We start from the raw sequence: 25,006 nt of genomic DNA on the forward strand, positions 1-25,006 counted from the left end.
TAGATTGTTATTGGTGGTACCCTAAATTGAAAAATAACCATCATGTTACAAACAAACTCTTTCTCGGCCATAGTAAACTCGCCCATCCAAGTCGTCATCAGGACTACCACCAAATGCCCAGTAACATGCCCAATCACCCGTACTCATAAGTACCCACTCGTCTGAAATCTCGGCAGCTCCAATTTTTCGACAAAGGGCATCAGGCGTTTTCGCTTGATATCGTGTTCCCCAGGCATCAGCAACATATACAAAGTTCCCCTCTTGAGGCACAACATTACGGACTATATGCCTTTTACTTACTGGCCCCAGCTCTCCATAGGCTGAAGCCATGACGTGGGTAATCGTAGAATCAGCCGGGAAAGTCCAATGCCTACTTCCAGATGGGCCAAACCTAATTTTCCTGCCACCTGTAAGCCCAACCCAACCGATAGAGTTCTCCTCAATTTTCCCATCTAGTGAATATTTAATGTCGGTGCATTTGTTATCAACACCCACATCCAACTGAGGCAGTTTGTAGAAATTTACTTTTGACAGCTCAAAACGATCACTTATAGGCAATTCATCAATAAACGGAAACTTCACCTTCGCTTTGTAACCCAAGAACCCCTTTACCCCAGAACTGAATTCTTTTAATTGAAACCTGTTGCTTCCATAGTAATCTCTAAAAAGAGCATACTCCGGCACTGTTTCAACATCTATATTCTTGAACACTTCCAAATCTGGCCCTAGAGTGAGAGACCCTACACCCCAAACTCGCACCCCAATTTTTGAGTTAAGGTTTAGTTTCCCATCAATCTTTCCAAGCCCAACAAGACTGTAGTCCGCTTGTTTTTTCAATATCTTACTATGCGAAACAACGCGGGGCCCTAGATGATCATTCACAAATTTCTCATCAACCAAACCTCCAAATTGATACCTTATCCTTGCACCCACACCAGCACCAATACTCGCTTTTACACCCCATGAAAACTCTCCTTCAGGGTTAGCAATAAACGCAATCCTTCCCGCAACAACCACACGAGGCTTTCCTTCGTAAACTTTTGATTTAGGCGAGTAATTTATATCTAAATTTTTTCCTGAAACGGAATGGTCTACATTTAACTCCCCCGATATGTCGATAGGTGCCTGCGCATGGATTTTAAACAAAGGTGGGGCATGAATCATGTTTATTTTTACAACAGCCCTAATTTTTCCCGAAACACTTAAAGGCCACTTGAAAAATCAAACTTGTCATCAAAATTAAATTTCAATGGACTACCCCCTACGGATCTATCTTGACGCGATCTATTTGAATGAAATGAATTATCTTTAACTTCATACAAGAAACCAATCGAAATTCTTCCGGGCGTCAAGAACTCAAATGGAGAAACGTTCTCAGTGAAAATTTCATATCTCCCACTATCGACTAAAACCTCCGTAATTTTCAGATAGTAAATTTCATATTCAGAATAACTAATTAGATAGTCCCCCACCATAGGCTCAACTTTCAAATCAGAAAAATCAATATATACCGTGTTACCATCTATCTCATGGTCGACCCCCATTTGAGTCAAATTGTATACCGTTTCAGATTCATCTATAGTTACAGCGTCTTTTTCCCAACCAGTTTCCACCTTTATAGGACCTACTGGGTTAGAGCGATTCCCAAACTCATCTTCGGACAATATGTAAACATTAAAATTTTTATTTTCCGGAAGCCCTTCAAGATAGGATCTAACTTCTCCTTCGTATCTGTAATTCTCTTCCATATCAAAATTAATATTTTCACCATCCTCAAAAAGATACAGTAAGTAACTTATATTATCTGCATGAGAAACATTATCTTCACTCGGGAACCAAGACAAAGCCACTGAATTTCCCGTCACCATTCTGCTATCAAAAACAGGGGCCGAAGGAGATTCATAGTCTTCATCAACCACCGAAATATCGAAACTTCTTGTAGCAACACCATATATGTTCCTAGCTGATACATGATAAGTTCCGCTCTTCTTAGGGTACAGCTTAGCTATCCCCCTAAAAACACCCTTCGACACCTTCTTACCTTTAAACTTTCGCTTAAACTTATCTCCCCTAACAATTATCTTTCTTTTTGCCTGTTTAGCAGACCAATTAATTAGAATATAGTCTCCTTTAATAACTGTTTTGGCTGACAAATTCACATTTAACACAGGCTTTCTATCTTTCGCCTGGGCACCTGGACCAGAAAAGACCAGGAAAATGCAAAAAATAACAAACAACATTCTACTCATAGCGCTTCCTCAAACATATCAATTCAAGGAAAAGCTATCGCCAAGAGAAGATTCAAGAAATGGGGCAAACAGGCTAAAAGGCCAATTGAGCGTAAATTAAGGGGTTCTATGCTTCCTAATCACAAGCAACTGCGCGTTGTAAAACTCACACACAATTCCACCGGGGAATCCATAGAAAGCTGTGAGACTGAAAATGCGGCACGAGCGTGATGGCCTTTTTCACCGAGGCATTCGCTAAATATCTCAGAAGCCGCATCGAGCACAGTCGGTTGATTAAAGAAGTCCGCAGCACTGGCAACATAGCCATCCAAACGCAGCAGTCCATCCAGAGTCTTAAAATTCTCGGTAACATCTCGAATTTGCGCCAGCACATTTTTAGCGGCAATCGCAGTCGCTTCCTGCGCTTGCTCAACCGTCAACTCTGCACCAACCTTTCCGAGAAAAAACAAATCGTCATCGAGCATTGGGAATTGACCTGATACAAATCCAATCCCCTGGCGAACAACAACGGCTTTGTATGCGCCGACCGGTGCCGGCGCTTTTGGAAGTATGATTTCCTTCTTCATTGGACTACTGAATATCAAAAACCAGATTGCCGGCCGCATCTCCCTTGGCCAGCATAGCGTGCGCTTCAACCGCCTCTTCCAGAGTGAAAGTACGATCCAGCGAAGGCTTGATGCTCCCAAGGCGCACCTGCTCAAGTCCCCATTCCAGATCGGCAACATCCCCCATCAGCGTTCCGCGGATTTGGCGTTGTGGGAAAAATACCGAACGAACTTGAAGGCTGGATTCCAAGCCAAGCACATTGCCCATCAACACCACAACGCCAAGTGGCTTACTCATTTCCAAAGACTGCGCCAGACTCGGACCACCCAGATTATCGATCACCACATCGGCACCACCACCGGACCATTCCTGAATTTGCTGCACATAATCGGACGCCGAACTCAACACCACTAAATCTGCGCCCAGACTTTTTACAAACTCTGTTTTGGATTCACTGCGTAACGTCACCGCAACTTCAGCACCCAGGGCTTTCGCGACCTGAATCATGGTGGAACCTGTACCCGAGGCACCGGCATGAATTAGCACTTTATCACCCGCTTTGACTTCACCAACGGTTTTGACCGCACGCACAGCGGTAACCAGAGGCATCGGCAAAGTTGCCACTTCAACAGCAGGCAATCCAGTATTGTCTTTTAGAGTCCAGCGCGCGGGCACCGTCATGTATTCCGCGTAGGAACCATTTTCAGCAATGCCTCGAATGGCATAGCTCGGAGAGGCCGACATCACCTCACCACCGTCGTCATTGGCATCCGTCGGGTAGCCCGGCATGGGAATCACGCGATCCCCTACTTCAAAACCGCTAACGCCTTCGCCCAACTCAGCGACCGTACCAACCGCATCCGACCCCAAAATAAAGGGGAACGGCAAATCCGGCGTCACACTGCCCTCACGAATATAATGGTCCAGACGGTTGAGGCCTGCCGCCTCGATGCGAATCAACAACTCCCCCGCCCTGGGTCTTGGGGTATCTACAGTACGGGTTTCCAAAACATCAGCGTCGCCGAAACGATCCATAACAATGGCTTTCATGGTATTTCTCCTATTGAGATCGATAAGAAGAAAAACTCTTCTTAAAACATTGAACAAACTAGGTGAAATCCAGTTTATTGCTGAAAACCAAAGGCAACAAATGGGAATATCTTCGATTGAAACGAAGATATTCTTTGTTTAAAAATTGCTATGCCTGCGGTTTCTGGCTAAGCATGGAGTCCGCCGCATCCATACCGCTATCACTGACCCACTTGCTCATCATTGGGTCACTGTTGTTAGCCACAATGTCCTTCATTTTTTGGATCGCATCATTGCGGAACTGCCCTTTTACCGCCGCGTAGGAATCGGCCGGAATGCTCGCCATATCTTCGGCAACCGCAATGGCCCGCTCAAGCACCTGGTCATGGGGCACAATCTCGTCGACAACTCGTCTACTGTGGATTTGCCGGGCATTCACATTCTTACTGTAGAGCGTAAGAAAACGCACATCCTGAGGCGCCAGCTCTGCCCTCACGGCAACAGCCGGGCAAGCCGGAAACGGGATTCCAGCACGAGCCTCAGTCAAGCCATAGGCAAAATGATCACCATCCGCGGCAATTCGATAATCACAGGCCAGCGCAATGGTCAGGCCGGCACCAACGGCGTGACCATTAACCGCGGCTATCACCGGTTTCGGCGAGCTGTATAGAGTACAAATGTTCTTATTGGCGAGTTCCAGCAAGCGACACTGTTGCTCCGGCGTATAATTCGGCACTTCCTTTAAATTCATCCCGGCACAAAAGCTGTCATCGGTTCCCGTAATCACAACCGCCTTGCAAGATGAATTCATTGCCTGAGTGATCGCGGTCAGAAACTGCTCTGCCGAATCCAAAGTGACTGAATTTCTGGGGGTATGATCGATGCGAATAAGGCCGATCTCCCCTCTGCTTTCAAATGTCGTCGTATTCACAATGATTTCTCCGTCTATCCACACACATAAAAATGAAGTGACTTCATTATTGTGCTTTTTCGATCACTGTCAATAAGTGAAGTGACATCACTTTTAGCATTTATGGCATAATTCCATCCATGAATAGCCTCATTACTCCCAAAACAAAAAAAGGCATCGAAACCCGCAACCGCTTGCTGGAAGCGGCCAGAACGGTTGCCATGAAATTCGATGGACAAATAGAAATTGCTCGCGTTGCCAAAGAAGCCGACGTGGTCGCCAGTGTGGTACATCGCTATTTTGGATCGAAAAATGGCTTAGTGACCGCAATTGTCGATGACTACTACGACCGCCTAAACAAAGAGATTTTTACCCTGGACCTGCACAAATCCATGGACTGGATGGAAAGCGAAAAAATTCGCCTGAAAATGGGCATCGACTTTATGTACGAAGAGCCCTTTACCCGTGTTATTCACGGGCAGTTCGCCCGAGCCCCGGAAGTCGCCAGCCGAGAACGCGAGCGAATTGCTGCCGTTATTACCCGCACCGCCAAAGGCATCAAACGTGCACAATCTCTGGGCACACTCCCCTCACATGTGGATGCCGATCTCGCGGGCGCCGCCATGTTTGGGGCACTCGTTCAGGTGATCTCACACGCCCTCTCCAGAAAGCGCAAACCATCAAAAGACGCAGTATTTGAAGTGATGTGGCGGCAGGTTGCCGCATCGGTGGATATGCCCTCCTGAGCCCGCGTATATAAGGATGCCATAAAGCTTGCGGCACAACACAAATCTTGGACTGAGCCGGTGATACACTCTCGAAAACTATTCTGCCGAAGAGTAAGACATGAAGAATTTATTGCTCCTGTTTTCAGCCCTTGTCCTTTCCGCTTGCGCAAGCCACACCTCACTCAGCAAACCCGAACAACGCAAAGTCATTCTGGATATGGAATCCAGCGTGCTGAAGGAAATGTACAGTAAAAACCCTTCCCTTCGTGCGGTGGTCGCAGAGTCACCCGGCTATGCCGTTTTCAGCAACGCTAACATTAATCTGATCCTGGCCAGCTTTGGCTCTGGTTACGGCGTGGTCACGAATAGCAAGAGCAAAGCCAAAACCTATATGAAAATGGGTGAAGTGGGCATCGGCCTGGGGGTAGGCGTAAAGGACTTCCGCATATTGATCGTCTTCGATAACCAAAGTGCCATGAACGACTTTATCAACAGCGGCTGGGGATTCGGCGGCCAGGCGGATGCCGCCGTAAAATCAAGCAATAAAGGCGGAGCGGTCGGGGGCGAAAAATCCATTAGCGGATTCAGGGTTTATCAAATCACCAAAGCCGGCGTTGCTCTGCAGGCCACACTTAAAGGAACAAAATTCTGGAAGGACGACCTGCTGAATTAAGCAAAAATATATTTGCACTCCTATAAATGTTGGCTCAGATTCTCTTTGAGCCAACGGGCAAATCGTTCAACATTTTCACCAGAGTCTTTGCGCGTCACAATATAATAATTCCAGGATGTTGAAATCGCACAGTCCGGGTAAAGATTCACCAGACTGCCGTTGGCAATTTCGCTACGAACAAGATACTCACGAGCCAGTGCAACGCCTTGGCTCATTTTGGCCATTTCGATAGCTGCCAATGAAGCATTCACTTCCAAATAGTGACCAGCTTCCAACCTGGCATTGCTTACCTTTTTTCTGTTAACCTTTTCACCATTCCCGTTCGTATTAGCCGCTTTTTCAAACCACTCTGACCAACCGGGATAGCGCGGGTTTTTCATGGTAGCGTCTCGAATCAAGGTTTGTCTCAGCAACCCATCCAATCCGGTAACTTCCGGGTGTTCCTCCAGCAAACGCGGACAGCAAACTGGAAACAGCTTTTCGTCGCGAACCAGTTCAATGACATCTAGACCGGCAGAACTAACTTCTTGCCCATAACGAATAGCAATATCCGCTTCGCCAGCCGACACGTCCAATACTCGATCTGTCATATCCAAACGAACATCCAACTCCGGGTTTTCGCTCAAAAAACTCGGTAGCAACTGCAATAACCACTTCGCCATCACCGAAGGTGAAGAACTGAGCGTGACCACATTTGAACGTGACAAACCCTTCAACGTATCCGTAATGGACACCAAGCTCCGAAAAGCCTCACTCAAACTCGGCAGAACCTCCAGGGCTTCCTTAGTCGGCGTTAAACGCTTACCACCACGACCGCGATGGAACAGCTGAATATCCAAGTAAGATTCCAAAGTCCTCACCAACTGCCCTACCGCCTCAGGCGTTACCCCAATCTCATCGGCAGCGGCCTTAAAACTGCCCAACCTGGCAGTGGCTTCGAAGGCGCGGAGGGCATTTAGGTGGGTTGGGGATTTCATGGAATCGCCTTTCTTCGTTAGCATCTAAGTCAGACAGCTTATAATACAGTATTTTTTGCCAGCGTTAATTATCAAGAAAACACAGCCACTATCAAAAGTCTTACCGATGATTTTCAGGGCTGAGTTCAGCCTAATTCCTAGCATGTGACGGCATGCCCTTACGACGCTCTTTATGATACTAGGCGTCTCCGAATGATTAAGAATTATCAATTCATACTTTAAAACCAATTTAACATTCAGCTCAAGAAAAGTTCCTAAAACCTCTGAATGATTTACCTGTAAGACACCTTCTTTTCCAAAAACAATTCAGCAAGAATGCTCACCGCATTACCGTATTTTGGTTATCACCAACCTCAAGTAGCCTTGGAGTTTTTTCATGGAACGAGTCCTCACCGGTATTTTACTGGCGACCCTTGTCGCACTGTGCCCTCAACTTTCCCAGTCCAACCCAATTCCGGATTACTATTCCGCTCCCGGAAAAAGTCAGGATCGCTCAGAAGCAGTAACCCAAATGGAGCGAATCGATCCTTTCAGTGGCTCACTGAATTTATCCTATGTGGATATTCATTTGCCCGGTAGTAACGGTTTCGATATTAACATCAATCGAATTTATCGATCATTGGCTGGAGACCCCAATTTAATTGGGCAACCGTATTTAAAAGGCGCACGCAAGGTCACCGGTCTCGGCTGGGATATTCATATGGGCCGGGTTTGGACCCACAACAACAAACCCATTACCGGCGCGACCTGCAGAACCAATAACGTGTCGTTTGAGAAAAGTCCAGTACTGGAACTGGCTGATGGCTCGCGCATCTCCCTGGTTGATGCCAAGCCTGGCATTGATCACTACGATTTAATCGGACGCAACAACTGGATTGCCCGCTGTCGCAGCAACGGCGGCCTGGAAGTCTACGATTCAAAAGGCACTAAGTACACCTATAGCCTTTGGGGGCTGGTGGGAATAACTGATTTCCAACAAGATAATCAGTTTGCGTATCTCGTCACGCGAATCGAAGATACCTACGGCAACCGCATCAATATTAACTACACAAGCCGTATTACCAACTACAAGGTCATTGAATCGGTTACTGCCAACGACGGCCGAAGAGTTACATTCAACTACAAAAAACTCAATTCCAGCAAAACCTTGCTCAAGAGCATATCCGCTCACGGTCGCACGGTGAAGTATCAGTATAAGTCCGTCCCAAGTGGCAACGGCAAAGTATTCTTGAGTCAAGCCGTGCCGCCACAAGGGCGTAGCTGGAAATATCAGTACAAAACCTCTGCAGGTGCAGGGCGTTACTCAATATCAGGAGTGACTTCTCCGACTAGCCTAAAATCCGAATACACTTTCGGTGCCGTCGCATTCGATGGTTCAACCTTTGAAAAAACGACAGTTGTTACCCGAAAGAAACTGAGCTGGGGAAACAAATCTGCTGACTGGACCTACAGCTACTCCCCCGCCGGAACTGGTCGCCCTGTTCTGGGCAGTTTTCCTTCCAATATGGAGCAAGACGTTACGACCATCGTAGGGCCCTATTATTGCCAGAAATACACACATATCGGAAACCAGGCAATTACCAAGTCAACGCTTTCCGGTGTAAGTCCCTATATCTACCTTGTGGGAACGCTCACCGAGAAGGTGCAATACCGAGACAGAAACTGCTCTCATGTTCTACAACGTGACTTATACGACTGGGCTGAAATTGAAATTTCAGAACAAAACAATGTTCAACGCAGAGGCTTAAAAGTTCAGGAAGAGTATTCATTCCCTGTACTCAGACAACGTGAAACCACATTGAATGGAGATCTCTACCGGGAAACCTATTCAAACTTTGATGTCTACGGAAACCCTCAACGAATCGATTCCAGAGGCTCCAAAAGTAAGATCACTTACCTTAGCTACAAGAATGATCTACAACGCTGGATTGTGGGGCTTCCACTGGAAAACAGAATCAGTAATATTCCTGGTTCGACTAAAAACACCTACACCTCTCAAGGAAATCTCTCCCGCAGTGACGCTTACGGAGTTATCACTCAATACCACTATGACGGACGGGGCAACCTAAGCAGCCAGACAGATCCAGCAGGAAGGATTACTCGCTATTCAAACTACAGTGCCGGGCAACCCGAAAAAACCACCTATCCCGATTCCTCAACTGTAAAGCTCTCAGTGAATCGTTTCGGAGAAGTTGAGTCGTTTACCGACCAACTCAACCGAACCACTGGATATAGCTATGACCATCTTGGGCGTCTGACCTATATCAACACGCCTCGTTCAAATGACAGCAACATTAAAATCAGTTACAGCTATCCACGCTCGGGAATTAGGCGCACCCTCAAACGAGGGCGCTTCAAAGAACAAAAAACCTTTGACGCCCAGGGCTCCCTGACCAATCAAACCTCAGAAGGTATTTCCCTGAGCTATAGCTATGACCTATTAGGCCGCAAGGTTCAAGATTACCTGCCAAATTCAAAAAGTTTATTCTCCAGAACAGAATATGATGCCTTGGGCCGTACCACAAAGATGACCCATGCTGACGGCAGCTCCCAAAGATTTGAGTACAATTCAAACTACTCAGTAAAACATACGGATGAAAACAATCGAATCAGATATCAACACTTTGATGTCTTCGGTAATCCGAGTGAAAAAGCCCTGAAGCAATTTGAAATTCCAGGTGGACAGCTGTTAAAGATCACTCGGAATAACCTACTACAGCCAATTTCCTATCAGTATGTCACCTATACAGGCTCAAAAACCAGAAACCTGAGTTACAACAACAAGCGGTTTTTGATCAAGGAGACCCATCCTGACTACGGCGATGTCAGTTACACCCACTACAACGATGGCCAGGTAAAAACTAAACAAACAGGCTTCCAACCCGCAATAAACTACACATACGATAGTTTTGGAAGACTCCAGAGCATTAACTATCCCGAAGATACCCCGGACGAAAGTTATCAATACGACCTATACGGCAATATGACAGAAGTCACCAAGGGTGATTCCATTCGCCGCTATGAGTACGATCTTGGAAATAACTTATCCAAAGAAACTCTGCTAATTCAAGGCGGAAACAGCTTCGTTGCTCAATATGAATACAATGCCATTGATGCCTTGAACTATCTGACCTACCCAAGTGGCCGCCGGATTAACCTGAAGCCTGATGACTTAGGGCGCCCGAGAAGCGTGAGCGGTTTCGTTTCCCGCATCGAATATTTTCCCAATGGCATGTTGAAACGGGTGAACTATGGCAATGGTAGAAAGCAGATCTTTACGCAGTCTGCACAACGACTGTGGCCAGATACACAAATCATCGCCGGTGTCATGAGCTTCGACTACGCCTTCGACCCCAAAGGCAACATGAAAAGTATGAGCAGTATCACAGGCCCCTACCCTGACCTTGTTATGCAATACGACTCGAACGACCAGTTAATCAGCACGGCAAGAGGTTCAACCACAGAAAGCTTTGCATACGACTACGCACACAACATCACCAGCAACAATCGAGGCACCCAAAATCTAAGCCTGGCTTACAGCTCAGCTGACTGGCGCCTGTCCAGTGTTAACAAAGACGGCGTAATCTCTGATGTGAATTATGACGATTACGGCCACACCACATCAATTGGCGTCGAACGCCGATACTCATTCGGCCACGACGGTCATCTTAAAACCTATAACAACCATACTAAGTATGCGTACGACGGAGCTGGCAATCGTTTTCTGAAAACCGATCCCGATAGACGCAGGGAGTTCTTTTACAGCCGCTCAGGTTTACTGCTTGCAGAATACGACCCGATCGCCCAGGGCGGCCTCGAGCACATTTATCTTCAGAAGAAACGTATTGCCAGCCTTATCCAGTGTGCCTCTGACCTGGACAGCGATGGCGACGGCGAATCTGACTGCAAAGAGCAACTTCGCACTCAGCCCCCTGCCCCTGCACCCGACAACAGCGATACAGGTGACGACAATAATGGTGGAGATAACTCAGGAGGAGACAACTCCGGCGATGATGGTAGTGACGATGGAGACAATTCAGGAGATAACGGCGACTCCGGAGGCGACGGAACCGGCGAAGATGATGGTTCAGTCGACAATATCCCTGATGGCAACTGCACTGATTATGATCCAAACGACACACTTTCAAACGACATCATAGATCCGAATGAGCAGTGGCAGTGTCGCCGCACATTACCGGCAGATGCCGCCTATTTCGTATTCAGCGAACTATGCATTGACCCCACACAAAACATCTATCGTTTGGAACACTACGATATGCGACCTCCCGGCTCTCCCGAAAGGCCGCCCGAGCCAGTTCCCGTTGTAGATGACAGTTGGTACTGCAATGACATTGTCCCAATCCAGAACGAGTTTCGTCATCAGCTCTGTATCAGCGGAAGAGAAGATGCTTATGCAATCCAGGTTACTCGAGTAGCTGGAGGCTGCTCAGGCGGTACAGATGATGGAACTGGCCCTGACGATGACAATGGTGGAGGCGGTACCGGCAATGGAGGGAGCGGAGGCAATGGCGACAATGGCGAGGACGACTGCCCTGACACCGGAATTTGCGTAGGCGACGGAGGTGGAGGCACCGGAGGCCCGGTTGACGAATGCCCCGCCACGGCAATCTGTGTTGGCGGTGGCGGCAACGGCCCCGTCATCATCCAGGCTCGACGTAATAACAGCGGCAAAAAAGGAGATTAAGGACAATGAACGACTCAATACAACGCCGCTTACTGGCCCTACTACTAGTCATCTCAGCACTTCTGGGGAATGCCGCAAACGCGGCGCCCAGCGAAGACATTGTGTACTACCACAATGACATTCTGGGTAATCCCCTTGCGGCAACAGACGAATCCGGCAATGTCATCTGGCAAGAGTCCTACACCGCATTCGGCGAAAAAACCATCAAGGACGAAGCCAGTAATAATAACCCCCTCGCCTTTACCGGCCATTATCAGGATCGTGAAAGCGGCCTGACTTACATGAAGGGACGTTACTACTCTCCAGAACTCGGTCGATTTTTGAGCCCTGATCCAGCTAATTTCTCCAGCCAACTAGAGGAAAACCCTTTATTTTTCAATCGCTATGTCTATGCAAATAACAATCCCTATACCTATGTTGATCCCGACGGGAGATACGCTACTGCGGCTCTAGGAGCTGTATTTGGCGCGATAACCCTTTATGAAACCTATCAAACTTATCAAAACGAAGGAGCTGGTGCCGCAGCAAAAAGCCTGCTAATTGGGGCAGTAATGAGCGCAACTGGACTAGGCGCCCTCAAAGTAGCCGGCAAAGGGTTGAAATGGGCGAAGAGTAAAATTCCTGCTGGCTCGGGCCCCAAAGGTATTAGCCCACCAATAGATGTTGCAAAGAAAACAGCGAACCTTTGCTTTGTTGCTGGAACAAAAATTAAAACTCCCGATGGGGAGAAACATATCGAAGATATTGAAGCTGGCGACAGCGTTTATGCCTACGATCAAGAAACAAATGAACTTGTTGTTCGCACAGTTACAGATACCTACCACAACTGGACTGAAGACTTAGTTGATATTCGTATTGACGGCGAAGTTATAACGTCTACACCCTCTCACAAATATTGGTTGCCTGAAATCGAAAAATGGGTTGCGGCGAAAGACTTGACGGTTGACACTAAACTGCTGAAAACAGATGGTTCTGCTTCAATAATCAATAGTGTTGATTTTCGTAAAGGTCTTACCGACGTATTTAACTTTGAGGTAGAAGGTGAGCATAACTACTTCGTAGGTGAGCAGGGTGTATTGGTCCATAACGGGCCAGGAGGAGCCTCCGAAGCAGATTTTAACCAAGCGAGAAATGTTGCGCTAGAATGGCTGGAACAAAGGGGCTTTAAGGCTCATTCACCGAAAATTGGTAAGTTTGGTCCTAGCGCTGGCCAACCCATTGGGATGCAGTCAGCAGATGGAAAGGCTCACTTTCGTATTGAGTTTGATGAGCGAAACGGGGCTCATATCAATGTACAATCAGGGAAAGAAAAAGGGCCGCATTTTAAATTTAAAGGCGATCAGAAAACGGTTAACAATATTGTCAAGCGTTTTATGTGTAAGTAGGAATCAGATATGTCATTTGAAGAAGAATTATTGGTTAACCTAGATGCTTTTATAAAGACTGGCGAAGTCTATTTAGAAGAATCGAGCGAGGCCTATTTTGGTCGTCTTGCAGAGGTTTTTCCGTTAGGCGGCTCAAAAATTAGTTGGGATCAAGTCCCGAATTCAATTGTTGAAACCACAAATAATAAAAATGATGTGGCCGAATGGGTTAATTTTTTTAACGCGATTATTGAAAAAAAAGGCTTAAGCGGAAAGCTTGTTTATATTAATGACAGTGCAATTGAATGTGCTCTAACCATGTCAATTGACATTCTGAGGAAATGCATTAAGCAAATATTAGAGTACCCTGATCATCACTATTTTATAGGTGAGAATTATGCGTGGTGCATGACGTTCACAATGGAAGGTGATATGACTTTCGGATTTAAGCCTGAATAACTTGGATAGAATTAGTCCCGCCATCGCGGGACTAATAGTGTCTTTTGTTTCTTTAATCAGCATAGACACAATTCCTTTTTATGTGACCATATCATTCTTTGGCTTATCTCTCTTTGACTTTACGTCCGCTGGTTATAAATTTTATCAGGTAATTCGGACAATAAGTTAGATTTCCAAGTATCAAATACAGCAATCTATTATTTAGTATTGCTGCATTTTTAAAGACACATAGCCTCAAGTTTTTGATTTAGTTCAAGACACTTGTAGATATTCACATCACCTTTTCGAATCTCCCACGTTGCTCCTACTACAGGGCTGGCCATAGCTACCGCCATCTCCGTAGCTACCATCGAGGCATCAGATATAGGCTGTAACGCACAAACATGTAGAGCTTTTTCTTTCAGCTTTGCAAGATCCTCTATTTCTCGAGTCGAAAGAAGGCGTATTCCAGGACAGCCGCCAGGCTTATAAAACTCTAAGACCGAATTGATTGAGGCAGACTGGCGATCTGGATCAAAATACTCTCCGATACTGTTTAACAACATCGGAAAATTAATTAAGCATAACGATAGCGAAGTAACTAGAGTTGCATTTGATTCAAAGCCAGTAAAAATGACTACGACCAAAAAAACACCAGCAGAAAGAAAAGTTAGCGCCCCTGAAAAATCACCCAAAATTAAACGAGACAAACATGTAACGGCAAACAGAGCAAAAACTATAACGGCTGAATAATGGCGCACCTAGAAATAAATCCTAATAAGGCTAAACACAGCCAATTTAACACCTACATATGAGAAATCAAACTTAACCTAGAAAGACCCCCTGCAAACCATAGCCTGCAGAGGGCTTCACTATAAGATATAAAGCAACACCAAAGCCAAACTACATAAAGAAGTTATCACCTTGGCAACATCCACCTTAATCTCAACTATGACTGTAATTTCTGATTTCATTGCAAAGTCTCTTGAAATCAGCTCAGCCGGCCGAGCCGTTAAAAGCTCGAATTTCTATACCGCCTTGCGAGCGGTGCAATACACCTTACTAGTATCAGCATATAGCAGCAGATGGACTCAACTCCCTCGCCCCCCCGAGCACTGCCTTTAACGCTAGGCATACCGTCAAACCCCACTATCTTTTAAGTGCCCTGGTAACACTGTTCGCTCGATCAAGGGTTCTTAAGGAATCTCCCCCTGTGCCAGTTTCGTTTTCAGCTTGAGCAATTCCTTCCTGGCATCGGACAGAGTCACGGCCGGATAACCCCCCAATGTGGCAAGCTGCTCTTTCCCAGCCAAACGGTATTTCGCCCGCCAGACCTTAGCCCCGGAAGGCCTGACATAGAGGTGCATACCGCCCCCATCAGCGAGTTTATAGGGCTTACTTGGGCTTCGCCTGTTTTAAGGCGGTGGCTGCGAGCTTCATTTTTACTTTGAATCCTGATATTGGGGGTACAGGGGAGTCTATAGGAAGCAATACCCCCAATGCTACCCCCCCCCCAATTTACGCACTGGGCAGCAATACCACGAGAGAAAGGGAGAAAAAAACGAGAAAAAAGACTATAAAAACAGTGCTTTTTGAGTGAAATGGACAAATACAGATCGAACATGAAAAAGGAAATTGGTCGGGACGGCAGGATTTGAACCTACGACCACTACACCCCCAGTGTAGTGCGCTACCAGACTGCGCTACGCCCCGATAGAGATAAAGTTTGTTGCGTGATTCGAAGATGCTGCAGCAAGCTTTATTGGAAGCTCCCGAATTGGGAGAGGCGGCTATAATACCCGATAAGCCTTTGATTGCAAGCGAATTTTGGCATTTTGGGGCTTTGTCGAACTCTTGTTTTGTCTCTCTTTTGCGGGCACATCATCTGCGATTTGATCGCTAAATCTCTGAATTTCAGGCATAAAAAAACCGGGGGAAACCCGGCTTTTGTTGGCTTGCTGCTCCGCTGTAGCTTTTAGGCCTTTAGCGTGTCCAGCAGCTCTTCCAATTCGTTGATCATTTGACGTACCAGTGCCTGGAATTCCTGCTTGTCATCGCCCTCTTCCGGCTCGCTGTTCATTTTCAGGCGAGCACCGCCGATAGTGAAGCCCTGCTCGTACAGCAGCGCTCGAATCTGGCGTATGGTCAGTACGTCTTGGCGTTGGTAATAACGGCGGTTACCGCGACGTTTTACCGGTTTCAGCTGTGGGAATTCCTGCTCCCAGTAGCGCAGCACATGGGGTTTCACTGCGCACAGCTCGCTTACCTCGCCAATAGTAAAATAGCGCTTACCGGGGATCTCCGGCAGTTCGTCATTATTCGTCGGTTCCAGCATAAGCTTCTACACGTGCCTTGAGTTTTTGCCCAGGGCGAAAAGTCACCACACGGCGTGCCGTGATGGGGATCTCTTCTCCGGTTTTGGGGTTGCGGCCAGGACGTTGGCTTTTATCGCGCAGCTCAAAATTGCCAAAGCCCGAGAGCTTAACCTGCTCATTAGACTCCAGCGCGGCGCGAATTTCTTCAAAAAACAGCTCGACAAGCTCCTTGGCTTCACGCTTGTTGAAACCAAGTTCTTCGTACAGCTTCTCGGCCAAATCGGCTTTGGTCAGTGCTGACATGGTTGAGACAAAGCTCCTTCCTGAAACTTATTGCCCTACCCGAAGCGCTAAACCGGCCGGTTTGGCTGGCGTTTTACCTCAGGCTGGCACCCAGTTCTTCCTCAAGACGCTTGACCACCGCATCTACTGAGGAATTGATTTCTTCCTCCGTAAGAGTGCGTGATGGATGCTGATACGTCAAGCCCAATGCAACACTTTTTCTTTCTGCATCAATACCTTTGCCGGTATATACGTCAAAGACCTTTAAGTCTACAAGCTCTTCCCCGGCCGCAGCTCGCACCCCTGCCAGAAGGGCGTCAGCCGTGGTTTCACGCGCCACCAGCAGTGCCAGGTCGCGGCGAACTTCAGGGAATTTCGAGAGTGGCTTAAAGGCCGGCAAACGCGCTTCAGACAGGGCCGCCTGCTCGATTTCAAACAGATAAACGGACTGATTGATGCCCAGCTGCTGCTGAATTTGCGGGTGCAAGGCACCGAGATAACCGACGACCTCACCATTCAGTTCAATAGCCGCACACTGCCCTGGATGCAGTGCGGAATGCTCTGCCGCCACGAAACGGAAGCTTTGGGAAGTGATATCCAGCAGACCCTCTACAACACCTTTCAGGTCGTAGAAATCCGTGGCTTCAGCTTTGGCGCTCCAGCCTTCTGGCAGGCGATCACCGTACATTAGGCCAGCCAACATAGGCACCTGCTTCTCCAGGGAATGGAAACTCAGGCCGGTTTCAAACAGCTTGGCACGGCTCTGCTGACGTTTCAGGTTATGTTGCAATGCCTGTACCAGGCCTGGCCACAATGAAGTACGCATAACCGCCATATCGGCGCTGATTGGGTTTTTCAGTTCAATTGGGGGCTGATCGGGGTTAAATACCTTTTGCAGCTCAGTGTCGATAAAGCTGTAGCAAATGGCTTCCTGAAAGCCCTGGGCAACCAATTGCTGACGCAGGGCCGGCAGACCCACTTTGCTTTCGTTACGCGGCAGAATGGTGATTTCTGCTTCCAGGCTGGTGGTCGGCAGGCGATTATAGCCGTATACACGAGCCAACTCTTCCAACAGATCGGCTTCAATCGCTATATCGAAACGATAGCTTGGTACGGTGAAGACCCAACCGGTCTCGGTGTTTTCCACCAGATGCAGACCAAGGCGAGTCAGGATATCAACCACCTCTTCATCCGACATAGAGAAGCCCAAGCCGGATTCAATCTTGTGGCGACGCAGCTCTACTTTGCGCTCTGCGGGTACTTGATCAGCCAGCTCAGCCACATGCGTTGGGCCAACCTTGCCACCTACCGCTGCAACCAGCAGCTCTGTGGCACGCTCAATGGCTTTTTCCTGCAGCTGATAGTCCACGCCACGCTCGTAACGGTGGGAAGCATCGGTGTGCAGGCCATAGCTGCGCGCACGACCGGCAATCGCAATAGGGTCAAAGTAGGCACACTCCAGAAACACATCGGTGGTTTCTTTGCTTACCGCGGTGGATTCGCCACCCATAATGCCCGCCATCGCAACCGGGCCGTTGCTGTCGCAGATCAATAGCGTTTCGTCTTTCAGCTCAACATCCTGGCCGTCCAGTAGGGTCAGTTTTTCTCCGGCTGTGGACTGGCGAACATGAATACTGCCTTTCAGTTTGTTCATGTCGAAGGCATGCAAGGGCTGACCCAACTCCAACAGAACGTAGTTGGTTACGTCTACTACAGCATCAATGGAGCGTAATCCGGCGCGACGCAGTTTTTCCTGCATCCACAACGGGCTTGGCTTGGACAAATCAACATCGCGAATCACTCGCCCCAGATAACGCGAACAGGCCACTCCAGCCTCAAGAGAAACTTCCAGAGTTTCTTTGGTATCCGCTTCAACCGCTGGCATCTGTGGTGGCGTTACCGGGGCACGGTTTAATACACCAACATCACGAGCAATACCCTGCATGCTCAAGCAGTCGCTGCGGTTCGGTGTAAGATCCACCTCAATGATTTGATCATCCAGATTCAGGTATTCACGCAAACATGTACCGACAGGGGCGTCGCTTGGTAATTCCCATATGCCGGAATCGTCTTCACCGCACTGCAATTCGGTTTCGGCACACAGCATGCCTTTGGATTCAACGCCGCGCAGTTTGGCTTTTTTGATTTTGAAATCACCCGGCAGTTTTGCACCAACCAAGGCAAACGGAATTTTAATTCCGGCACGTGCATTCGGTGCACCACAAACCACTTGAGTAAGCTCGTCTTCGCCACCCGCTACTTGGCAGACGCGAAGCTTGTCAGCATCGGGGTGTTGTTCAATAGAAACAATTTCACCCACAACCACTTTGCTGAATTCTCCAGCGGCGGATTCTACGGCGTCAACTTCGAGACCCGCCATGGTGAGCTGCTCGACCAATTCTTCTGTACTGATATTGGGGCTTACCCATTCGCGCAACCAGCTTTCAGATACTTTCATGATGTGTTTTCTTCCAATTCAATTCTGTGTCGTTGTTGTTCGATCTTTTCCGCAGGCTTAAAACTGCTTAAGGAATTTCAGATCGTTTTCAAACATCATGCGCAAATCGTTGATGCCATAGCGCAACATAGCCAGGCGATCCACGCCCATGCCAAAAGCAAAACCGGAATACACTTCGGTATCGATGCCGCTCATTTCAAAGACGTTTGGATGCACCATGCCGCAACCACCCACTTCCAACCAGCCGGTGTTGCTGCAAATTCGACAACCTTCACCACCGCAACCCGTACACTGGATATCCATTTCAGCGGAGGGCTCAGTGAATGGGAAATAAGATGGACGGAAACGCACATCCACATCGGATTCAAAGAACGCGCGCAGGAATTGCACCATGGTGCCTTTGAGATCCGCAAAACTGATATTTTTATCAACCACCAAGCCTTCTACCTGATGAAACATCGGGGTATGGGTTAAATCCGAGTCACAACGATATACACGACCCGGACAGATGATGCGAATTGGCGGCTCCTGATTTTCCATAGTGCGCACTTGTACTGGAGAAGTGTGAGTACGCAGTACGTGGCTGGCATCGACATAAAACGTATCGTGCATTGCACGCGCTGGATGGTGATCGGGAATATTCAGTGCAGCGAAGTTGTGGTAATCGTCTTCCACTTCGGGGCCCTGCTCTACACTGTAACCGGCCACGGTAAACAGTTCTTCAATTCGCTGCATGGTGCGAGTTACCGGGTGCAAACCACCCTGCTCATCGCGTCGGCCAGGCAAAGTAACATCGACCGTTTCTTCGGCCAGCTTTGCGTTAATAGCCGCTTGTTCGAAAGCCGCTTTTTTGGCAGTAATTTGATCCTGAACTTCTTGCTTGGCTTTATTGATTTCAGCGCCCGCGGCTGGACGCTCTTCAGCACTCAGTTTTCCAAGACCTTTCAGCAAGGCGGTAATCTGGCCCTTTTTCCCCAGGTAATCAACGCGTACGGCATCCAATGCCGCCATGTCTTCGGCATTTGCTACGAGTTCAAGCGCTTGTTGCTTTAGCGCTTCAAGATTTTCCATTGGTGTCTCCAATGTTGAATTGTCATTAATATTGTTTTGTCGTGAATCTGGAAGCTGCTTCGCAGATCCATCAAGCAAATTACCAAAATATTTTGCAAAGCCCTGATTCAAGCCTGACTCAAAAGAGTGCGGTAAAACACTTTGGTAATTGGCTTTTGCCTGTCTATTCCTGTAGCTAAAAAAAAGGGAGAAGCCTTCGGCTCCTCCCCTTTTCGCATCTTTCTAGGCAACACCTCGAAGAGGTGTTTTCATCGTTGTGCTTAAGCGAGAGCAGCTTTGGCTTTTTCAACGATGGCCGCAAAAGCAGGCTTGTCGTGAACGGCCAAGTCAGCCAGTACGCGACGATCCAACTCGATGTTGGCTTTCTTTAAACCAGCGATCAAACGGCTGTAGCTCAAACCTTCATTGCGAGATTGCGCATTGATTCGAGTGATCCACAGAGCGCGGAAGTTACGCTTTTTAACGCGACGATCGCGATAAGCGTATTGACCGGCTTTGATAACCGCTTGCTTGGCTACGCGGAAGATGCGCGAACGCGCTCCGTAGTAACCTTTAGCTTGTTTTAAAACTTTTTTGTGACTGCGACGTGCCACTACACCACGTTTAACTCGTGCCATAATCCTATCCTCTTAAAATTTGATAACCCAGCGTTGCTTATTTGGCACGCATCATGCGATCTACCAGACCTACATTATCTTCATGCAGGATGTTGGTACCACGCAGTTGACGCTTACGCTTAGTGGTCATCTTGGTCAGGATGTGGCTTTTGTTAGCGTGCTTGTGCTTATAGCCCGCAGCCGTCTTTTTGAAGCGCTTGGCAGCGCCACTGTGTACTTTAGCTTTTGGCATCAGAATAACTCCAGATGTATTTGATGGTTAATTTAGAGTGAGAAGGCAGCTAAAAGCCCGATCACTTCTTCTTTTTCGGGGCGATGATCATCAACAGCTGACGTCCTTCCATTTTCGGACGTTGCTCGACAATCGCGATCTCTTCCAGGTCAGTTTCGATACGGCCTAACATCTCCATACCTAACTCCTGGTGAGCCATTTCCCGGCCACGATATCTTAGAGAAATCTTGACCTTGTCCCCTGCTTCGAGGAAACGGGTGATGTTACGCAACTTAATGTTGTAATCACCAATATCCGTTCCCGGACGAAATTTCATTTCTTTAACCTGCTGCTGCTTCTGTTTCTTCTTGGCAGCCGCCTTGGTTTTCTTTATATCAAAGAGATGTTTGCCGTAGTCCATAACCTTACAAACAACAGGGTCAGAATCACCTGCAATCTGTACCAGGTCCAGACTCGCTGAGCGTGCCACCTGTAACGCTTCGTCCAGTGTGACAATACCCACTTGTTCTCCATCCGCACCAATCAGGCGAACCTTGTCCGCAACGATGGCATCATTGATGTTGGCCTTTTTGCTACGGCCTTTCGAATTATCTCTTTTAATTGCTCTTTTCTCCTAAATATGGGCCAGCCCTCCCCTCAAGGAGGAGTTTTGGCCCCTCAAGCGCAAACGCCGAGGCGCTTCCCGTTTCGATATACCGTCTTGGCGGTAACTTCAGGAAGCAGCTCGGCTGCGTTGCGCCACGTCTTGTTCAAGCAGTTCAATAAAGGCCTCAAGGCTCATGCTGCCGAGGTCTTCGCCGCTGCGTGTGCGAACGGCCACTGCTTGCGATTCAACCTCTTTATCCCCAATTACCACAAGGTAAGGGGTCTTCTGAATCGTGTGCTCGCGGATTTTAAAGCCGATCTTCTCATTTCTCAAGTCCGATTTGGCTCGGAAGCCCTTGTCACACAAGGTTTTCTCCACTTTTTGGCAATATTCGGACTGATTATCGGTAATATTGAGGATTGCGACCTGTTCTGGCGCCAGCCAGGTTGGGAATGCACCCTCGTAATGCTCGATCAAAATACCGATAAAACGCTCAAATGAACCCAGAATTGCACGGTGCAACATCACCGGCACCTGGCGCGACCCATCTTCTGCGACATATTGTGCATCCAGGCGACCCGGCATGGAGAAATCCACCTGCATGGTGCCACACTGCCAGATACGACCCAGGCAATCTTTTAGGGAGAATTCGATCTTAGGGCCGTAAAAGGCGCCCTCACCTGGCAGATATTCGAATTCCAGCCCTTTGGCATTCAGTGCGTCTGCCAGAGCTTTTTCGGCACGATCCCAATCTTCATCAGTACCTACACGCTTTTCAGGACGGGTGGACAGTCGAATGATGACATCGGAGAAGCCAAAATCAGCGTAAACGGCGTACAGGAGATCCGTGAATGTTGAAACCTCATCCTGAATGGCGCGCTCTTCACAGAAGATGTGGCCATCATCCTGCACAAAGCCACGTACACGCATAATGCCCTGCAGCGAACCCGATGCTTCATTACGGTGACAGGAACCAAACTCAGCCAAACGTAGCGGCAGGTCTTTGTGGCTCTTCAGACCCTGATTGAACACCTGCACATGACACGGGCAGTTCATGGGCTTGATCGCAAAATCTTTATCTTCAGATTTTACGGTGAACATATCGTCGTGGAATTTATCCCAGTGGCCGGAACGCTCCCATAAGCTGCGATCCACAACCTGTGGGGTTTTGATCTCTTGATAGCCGTTGTCACGCTGAACTTTGCGCATGTACTGTTCGACAGCGGTATAAATAGCCCATCCTTTCGGGTGCCAGAACACCATACCGGGCGCTTCTTCCTGCAAATGGAACAGGTCGAATTTCTTACCCAGCTTGCGGTGGTCGCGTTTTACGGCTTCTTCCAGAAAACGCAAATGCGCCTTCAGGGCTTTCTTGTCAGCAAAGGCAATACCGTAAATACGCTGCAGCATTTTGTTATCGGAATCACCGCGCCAGTATGCGCCGGAAACGCGCATCAGTTTAAAGTGATGGCAGAAGCTCATGTTCGGCACGTGCGGGCCACGGCACATGTCGACGTATTCTTCGTGGTGATAGAGACCCGGACGATCGTCTTTGGCAATGTCGTTATCCAGGATTTCCATTTTGTAAGGCTCGCCGCGCTGCTCAAAGGTATCGCGGGCCTCTTGCCAGCTGACCTTCTTTTTCACAACGCTGTAGTTGGTTTTAGCGAGTTCCAACATACGTTTTTCAATTGCCTGCACATCTTCGTCGGTGAGGGCGTGCTCCAGATCGATATCGTAGTAAAAACCATGCTCGATGGTCGGACCAATCGCCATCTTCGCTTCCGGGTACAGCTGCTTTAAAGCATGCCCCAGCAAGTGCGCACAGGAGTGGCGGATAATTTCGATACCGTCGTCATCGCGGGTGGTGAAGATGGTAAGCTCAGCGTCGTCTTCAATAATGTCGCAAGCATCCATACGCTGGCCGTTTACTCTGCCACCTAACGTCGCTTTCGCCAGGCCAGGGCCAATATCAGCCGCCACCTCATAAATGCTTACGGGCTTGTCGAATTCGCGTTTGGAACCATCGGGAAGTGTAATTACAGGCATTTTATAAATTCCTAATCAGTGGTGACCCCTACCAAAGGCCACATGAATTAATTGGGTCGACTTGGGAAACCGTACCCTGAGATTATAAGTCACGAAAAAGCCCGCCTTTTGGCGGGCTTAATTCGGGCGCAAACTTTACCATTCGACCAAGGGCAAATCAATTCACAAGGAAGGATAAAAGCCCGCTATTTGTCGCCTTCAGATCAAGCATCGGCGCCTGCTGACAAGGCCGGACCCGGCAAGCTTGCTAGCATAAACGGCTAACAACAATAGCGAGGCCTTTATGCAGTCGTCTTTCTTCTCCCTAACCGCCACCCTCAGCCTTACAAGCAGCCTTCTGGTCACCGCCTCTTTTAGTTCCATAGCTGAAGAATCACCGGTATTGATGAACCACCAGAACATCAAGCAACAAGATGAAGCGGCCAAGGAAAACTGGGCTTATTCCACTGGCATTCAAGCGTATGTGTTTGGTCTGCCGATGACGATTTTTGACCGGGAATATCGTATACGTACCAACCCCAAGCTTCTGGCGCGCGTTCGCCATTTATGTCCCTGTGCACCCCCCAATCAACTGGGGCATATGAACAAGCTGGCGACAGACAAAGACAATCTGCCATACACACCCAACAATGACACCGTCTACAGTGGCGCGGTTTTTGATGTGAGCGAGGAGCCCGTCATTCTGAGCCTACCTGATGAAACCGAACGTTACTGGTCGCTGCAACTGACCGATCAAAACCTGGAAAACTTTGCCTACCTGGGATCACGCGCCAGTGAAGGCAAAGGGGGTCACTTCCTCTTCGCCGGCCCTGACTGGAGAGGCAAAGCACCCGAAGATACCACCGTGATTCGAACCCGTGAAAATATCTTTCTGGGCGCAATACGCATTGCCGTCGACCAGGACATTGAAGGTGACCTGGAAAAGGTACAAGCCATGCAGGCCCAAATGCATACCACCTCCTTAAGCAACTGGGGCAAGGCCTTTGGCAAGGTAAACCCTGTTGCACTAAAACGCCCCAACAAAAAATACCAAGGGGAGCTGCCTTACTTCACCAAGATGGCGGACTTGATGATGCATTCGCCACCAGAACCCAAACACGCTGCCGCCCTCGCCCAATTCAAAACCATTGGATTAGTCGCGGGCCAAGCATTTGAACCCGAAAAACTGGATACGGCAACTCTACGTGGTTTACAAAGGGCCGAGCTGGACGCCTACAATATTATGCGCTGGAAGGTGAAGTACCGAGGCACCGCCTACGATACTGGCTGGAACAATCTGCACGAAGGCAGTTACGGTTACAATTACATCAACCGCGCCGAGGGTGCTCTGGAAGGCTTAATAGTTCACGACAGAGAGGAAGCGGTTTATTTCAGCACCTATGAAGACGGACAAGGTGACCTGCTGGATGCCGGCGCCGAATACGTATTGCACTTTGAAGCGGATGAAATCCCCAAAGTTGTTGGCAATGGTTTCTGGTCGCTCACAATGTATGGCCCGGATTTTCAACTGGTCGAAAACCCCATCAATCGCTATGCAATCACTGACCGAAGCAAAGGCTTGCATTACAACGACGATGGATCACTGACGATATACATTCAAAGAAAGCCACCGGAAGGAAATGAAAGCAATTGGTTACCCACGCCCAGCAGTGGTTTATTTCGAATCAACTACCGTATTTATCGCCCAAGTGAAGAAGCCAGCAACCCGAAAACCTTGCACAAGTATATTCCCGGCATAAAGAAAGCTGGCTGATAAGAACTGGCAAAAAAGAAAGTT

The 25,006-nt window shown here is 48.2% G+C and carries 21 protein-coding genes, 1 tRNA gene and 1 pseudogene; 6 read left to right on the plus strand and 17 right to left on the minus strand.

Annotated features, from left to right (window positions below; all coding sequences use genetic code 11):
• Nucleotides 1-45: 45 nt before the first annotated feature.
• The 5 genes from G8768_RS10010 to G8768_RS10030 all read right to left on the minus strand — a co-directional run bounded on the left by G8768_RS10010 (nt 46) and on the right by G8768_RS10030 (nt 4,755).
• The gene (locus G8768_RS10010; protein WP_166844622.1) at nt 46-1,164 is read right to left on the minus strand and encodes a hypothetical protein; all 1,119 of its coding nucleotides are present in this window, start codon (nt 1,162-1,164) and stop codon (nt 46-48) included.
• A 38-nt stretch (nt 1,165-1,202) separates the two neighbouring features.
• Nucleotides 1,203-2,249 (minus strand): hypothetical protein, encoded by a 1,047-nt coding sequence (locus tag G8768_RS10015; protein WP_166844620.1) that lies wholly within the window; start codon nt 2,247-2,249, stop codon nt 1,203-1,205.
• 119 nt (nt 2,250-2,368) lie between these two features.
• Nucleotides 2,369-2,815, minus strand: coding sequence for a RidA family protein (locus G8768_RS10020; protein WP_166844618.1), 447 nt, complete (start codon nt 2,813-2,815; stop codon nt 2,369-2,371).
• A 4-nt stretch (nt 2,816-2,819) separates the two neighbouring features.
• Nucleotides 2,820-3,845, minus strand: coding sequence for a quinone oxidoreductase family protein (locus G8768_RS10025; protein WP_166844616.1), 1,026 nt, complete (start codon nt 3,843-3,845; stop codon nt 2,820-2,822).
• 148 nt (nt 3,846-3,993) lie between these two features.
• A complete protein-coding gene (locus G8768_RS10030) occupies nt 3,994-4,755 on the minus strand; it encodes an enoyl-CoA hydratase-related protein (RefSeq protein ID WP_166844613.1) in 762 nt (253 codons plus the stop codon).
• A 119-nt stretch (nt 4,756-4,874) separates the two neighbouring features.
• On the opposite strand from G8768_RS10030, the gene G8768_RS10035 reads away from it, so the two are divergent.
• Both G8768_RS10035 and G8768_RS10040 read left to right on the plus strand, forming a co-directional pair.
• Nucleotides 4,875-5,480 carry a TetR/AcrR family transcriptional regulator gene (locus G8768_RS10035; RefSeq protein ID WP_166844610.1) on the plus strand — a complete coding sequence of 202 codons (606 nt, stop codon included), beginning with the start codon at nt 4,875-4,877 and terminating at the stop codon, nt 5,478-5,480.
• A gap of 100 nt (nt 5,481-5,580) precedes the next feature.
• A complete protein-coding gene (locus G8768_RS10040; protein ID WP_166844608.1) occupies nt 5,581-6,135 on the plus strand; it encodes a lipid-binding SYLF domain-containing protein in 555 nt (184 codons plus the stop codon).
• A gap of 20 nt (nt 6,136-6,155) precedes the next feature.
• Here the strand turns inward: G8768_RS10040 and G8768_RS10045 are convergent, their stop codons facing one another.
• On the minus strand, nt 6,156-7,112 hold the full coding sequence (locus G8768_RS10045; RefSeq protein ID WP_166844606.1) for a LysR substrate-binding domain-containing protein: 957 nt from the start codon (nt 7,110-7,112) through the stop codon (nt 6,156-6,158).
• Between the two features lie 376 nt (nt 7,113-7,488).
• On the opposite strand from G8768_RS10045, the gene G8768_RS10050 reads away from it, so the two are divergent.
• Genes G8768_RS10050 through G8768_RS10060 form a run of 3 tightly spaced genes read left to right on the plus strand, consistent with a single transcriptional unit; the run spans nt 7,489 to nt 13,640 of the window.
• Nucleotides 7,489-11,817: an RHS repeat protein gene (locus G8768_RS10050; RefSeq protein WP_166844604.1), complete on the plus strand. Its 4,329-nt coding sequence runs from the start codon at nt 7,489-7,491 to the stop codon at nt 11,815-11,817.
• Between the two features lie 5 nt (nt 11,818-11,822).
• Nucleotides 11,823-13,202 (plus strand): RHS repeat-associated core domain-containing protein, encoded by a 1,380-nt coding sequence (locus tag G8768_RS10055; RefSeq protein ID WP_166844602.1) that lies wholly within the window; start codon nt 11,823-11,825, stop codon nt 13,200-13,202.
• A 9-nt stretch (nt 13,203-13,211) separates the two neighbouring features.
• Nucleotides 13,212-13,640: a hypothetical protein gene (locus G8768_RS10060; RefSeq protein ID WP_166844600.1), complete on the plus strand. Its 429-nt coding sequence runs from the start codon at nt 13,212-13,214 to the stop codon at nt 13,638-13,640.
• 218 nt (nt 13,641-13,858) lie between these two features.
• Here G8768_RS10060 and G8768_RS10065 read toward each other — a convergent pair whose 3' ends face one another.
• The 11 genes and pseudogenes from G8768_RS10065 to thrS all read right to left on the minus strand — a co-directional run bounded on the left by G8768_RS10065 (nt 13,859) and on the right by thrS (nt 23,229).
• Nucleotides 13,859-14,380 carry a hypothetical protein gene (locus G8768_RS10065; protein ID WP_166844598.1) on the minus strand — a complete coding sequence of 174 codons (522 nt, stop codon included), beginning with the start codon at nt 14,378-14,380 and terminating at the stop codon, nt 13,859-13,861.
• Between the two features lie 435 nt (nt 14,381-14,815).
• Nucleotides 14,816-15,007: pseudogene (locus G8768_RS21350) on the minus strand (Arm DNA-binding domain-containing protein); the annotation flags it as partial.
• Nucleotides 15,008-15,255: 248 nt separating this feature from the next.
• Nucleotides 15,256-15,332: transfer RNA gene (locus G8768_RS10075), tRNA-Pro, on the minus strand.
• Nucleotides 15,333-15,594: 262 nt separating this feature from the next.
• The gene (locus G8768_RS10080; protein ID WP_166844596.1) at nt 15,595-15,954 is read right to left on the minus strand and encodes a MerR family transcriptional regulator; all 360 of its coding nucleotides are present in this window, start codon (nt 15,952-15,954) and stop codon (nt 15,595-15,597) included.
• Nucleotides 15,935-16,237 (minus strand): integration host factor subunit alpha, encoded by a 303-nt coding sequence (ihfA, locus tag G8768_RS10085; RefSeq protein ID WP_166844594.1) that lies wholly within the window; start codon nt 16,235-16,237, stop codon nt 15,935-15,937. Before ihfA ends, G8768_RS10080 begins: the two co-directional genes overlap by 20 nt.
• A 73-nt stretch (nt 16,238-16,310) precedes the next feature.
• Complete coding sequence (gene pheT, locus G8768_RS10090) at nt 16,311-18,674, minus strand: phenylalanine--tRNA ligase subunit beta (protein ID WP_166844592.1); 2,364 nt, start codon at nt 18,672-18,674, stop codon at nt 16,311-16,313.
• 57 nt (nt 18,675-18,731) lie between these two features.
• Nucleotides 18,732-19,745, minus strand: coding sequence for a phenylalanine--tRNA ligase subunit alpha (gene pheS / locus G8768_RS10095; protein WP_166844590.1), 1,014 nt, complete (start codon nt 19,743-19,745; stop codon nt 18,732-18,734).
• A gap of 260 nt (nt 19,746-20,005) precedes the next feature.
• Complete coding sequence (gene rplT / locus G8768_RS10100; RefSeq protein ID WP_166844588.1) at nt 20,006-20,362, minus strand: 50S ribosomal protein L20; 357 nt, start codon at nt 20,360-20,362, stop codon at nt 20,006-20,008.
• 37 nt (nt 20,363-20,399) lie between these two features.
• The gene (rpmI, locus tag G8768_RS10105; protein WP_166844586.1) at nt 20,400-20,594 is read right to left on the minus strand and encodes a 50S ribosomal protein L35; all 195 of its coding nucleotides are present in this window, start codon (nt 20,592-20,594) and stop codon (nt 20,400-20,402) included.
• Between the two features lie 61 nt (nt 20,595-20,655).
• Complete coding sequence (gene infC, locus G8768_RS10110) at nt 20,656-21,195, minus strand: translation initiation factor IF-3 (protein WP_166844893.1); 540 nt, start codon at nt 21,193-21,195, stop codon at nt 20,656-20,658.
• Nucleotides 21,196-21,306: 111 nt separating this feature from the next.
• Nucleotides 21,307-23,229, minus strand: coding sequence for a threonine--tRNA ligase (thrS, locus tag G8768_RS10115; protein WP_166844585.1), 1,923 nt, complete (start codon nt 23,227-23,229; stop codon nt 21,307-21,309).
• Between the two features lie 283 nt (nt 23,230-23,512).
• On the opposite strand from thrS, the gene G8768_RS10120 reads away from it, so the two are divergent.
• A complete protein-coding gene (locus tag G8768_RS10120; RefSeq protein ID WP_166844583.1) occupies nt 23,513-24,982 on the plus strand; it encodes a DUF1254 domain-containing protein in 1,470 nt (489 codons plus the stop codon).
• The last annotated feature ends 24 nt before the right edge of the window (nt 24,983-25,006 follow it).

Origin of the sequence: Pseudoteredinibacter isoporae, from assembly GCF_011602085.1 — a bacterium.
Lineage (GTDB): Bacteria > Pseudomonadota > Gammaproteobacteria > Pseudomonadales > Cellvibrionaceae > Pseudoteredinibacter > Pseudoteredinibacter isoporae.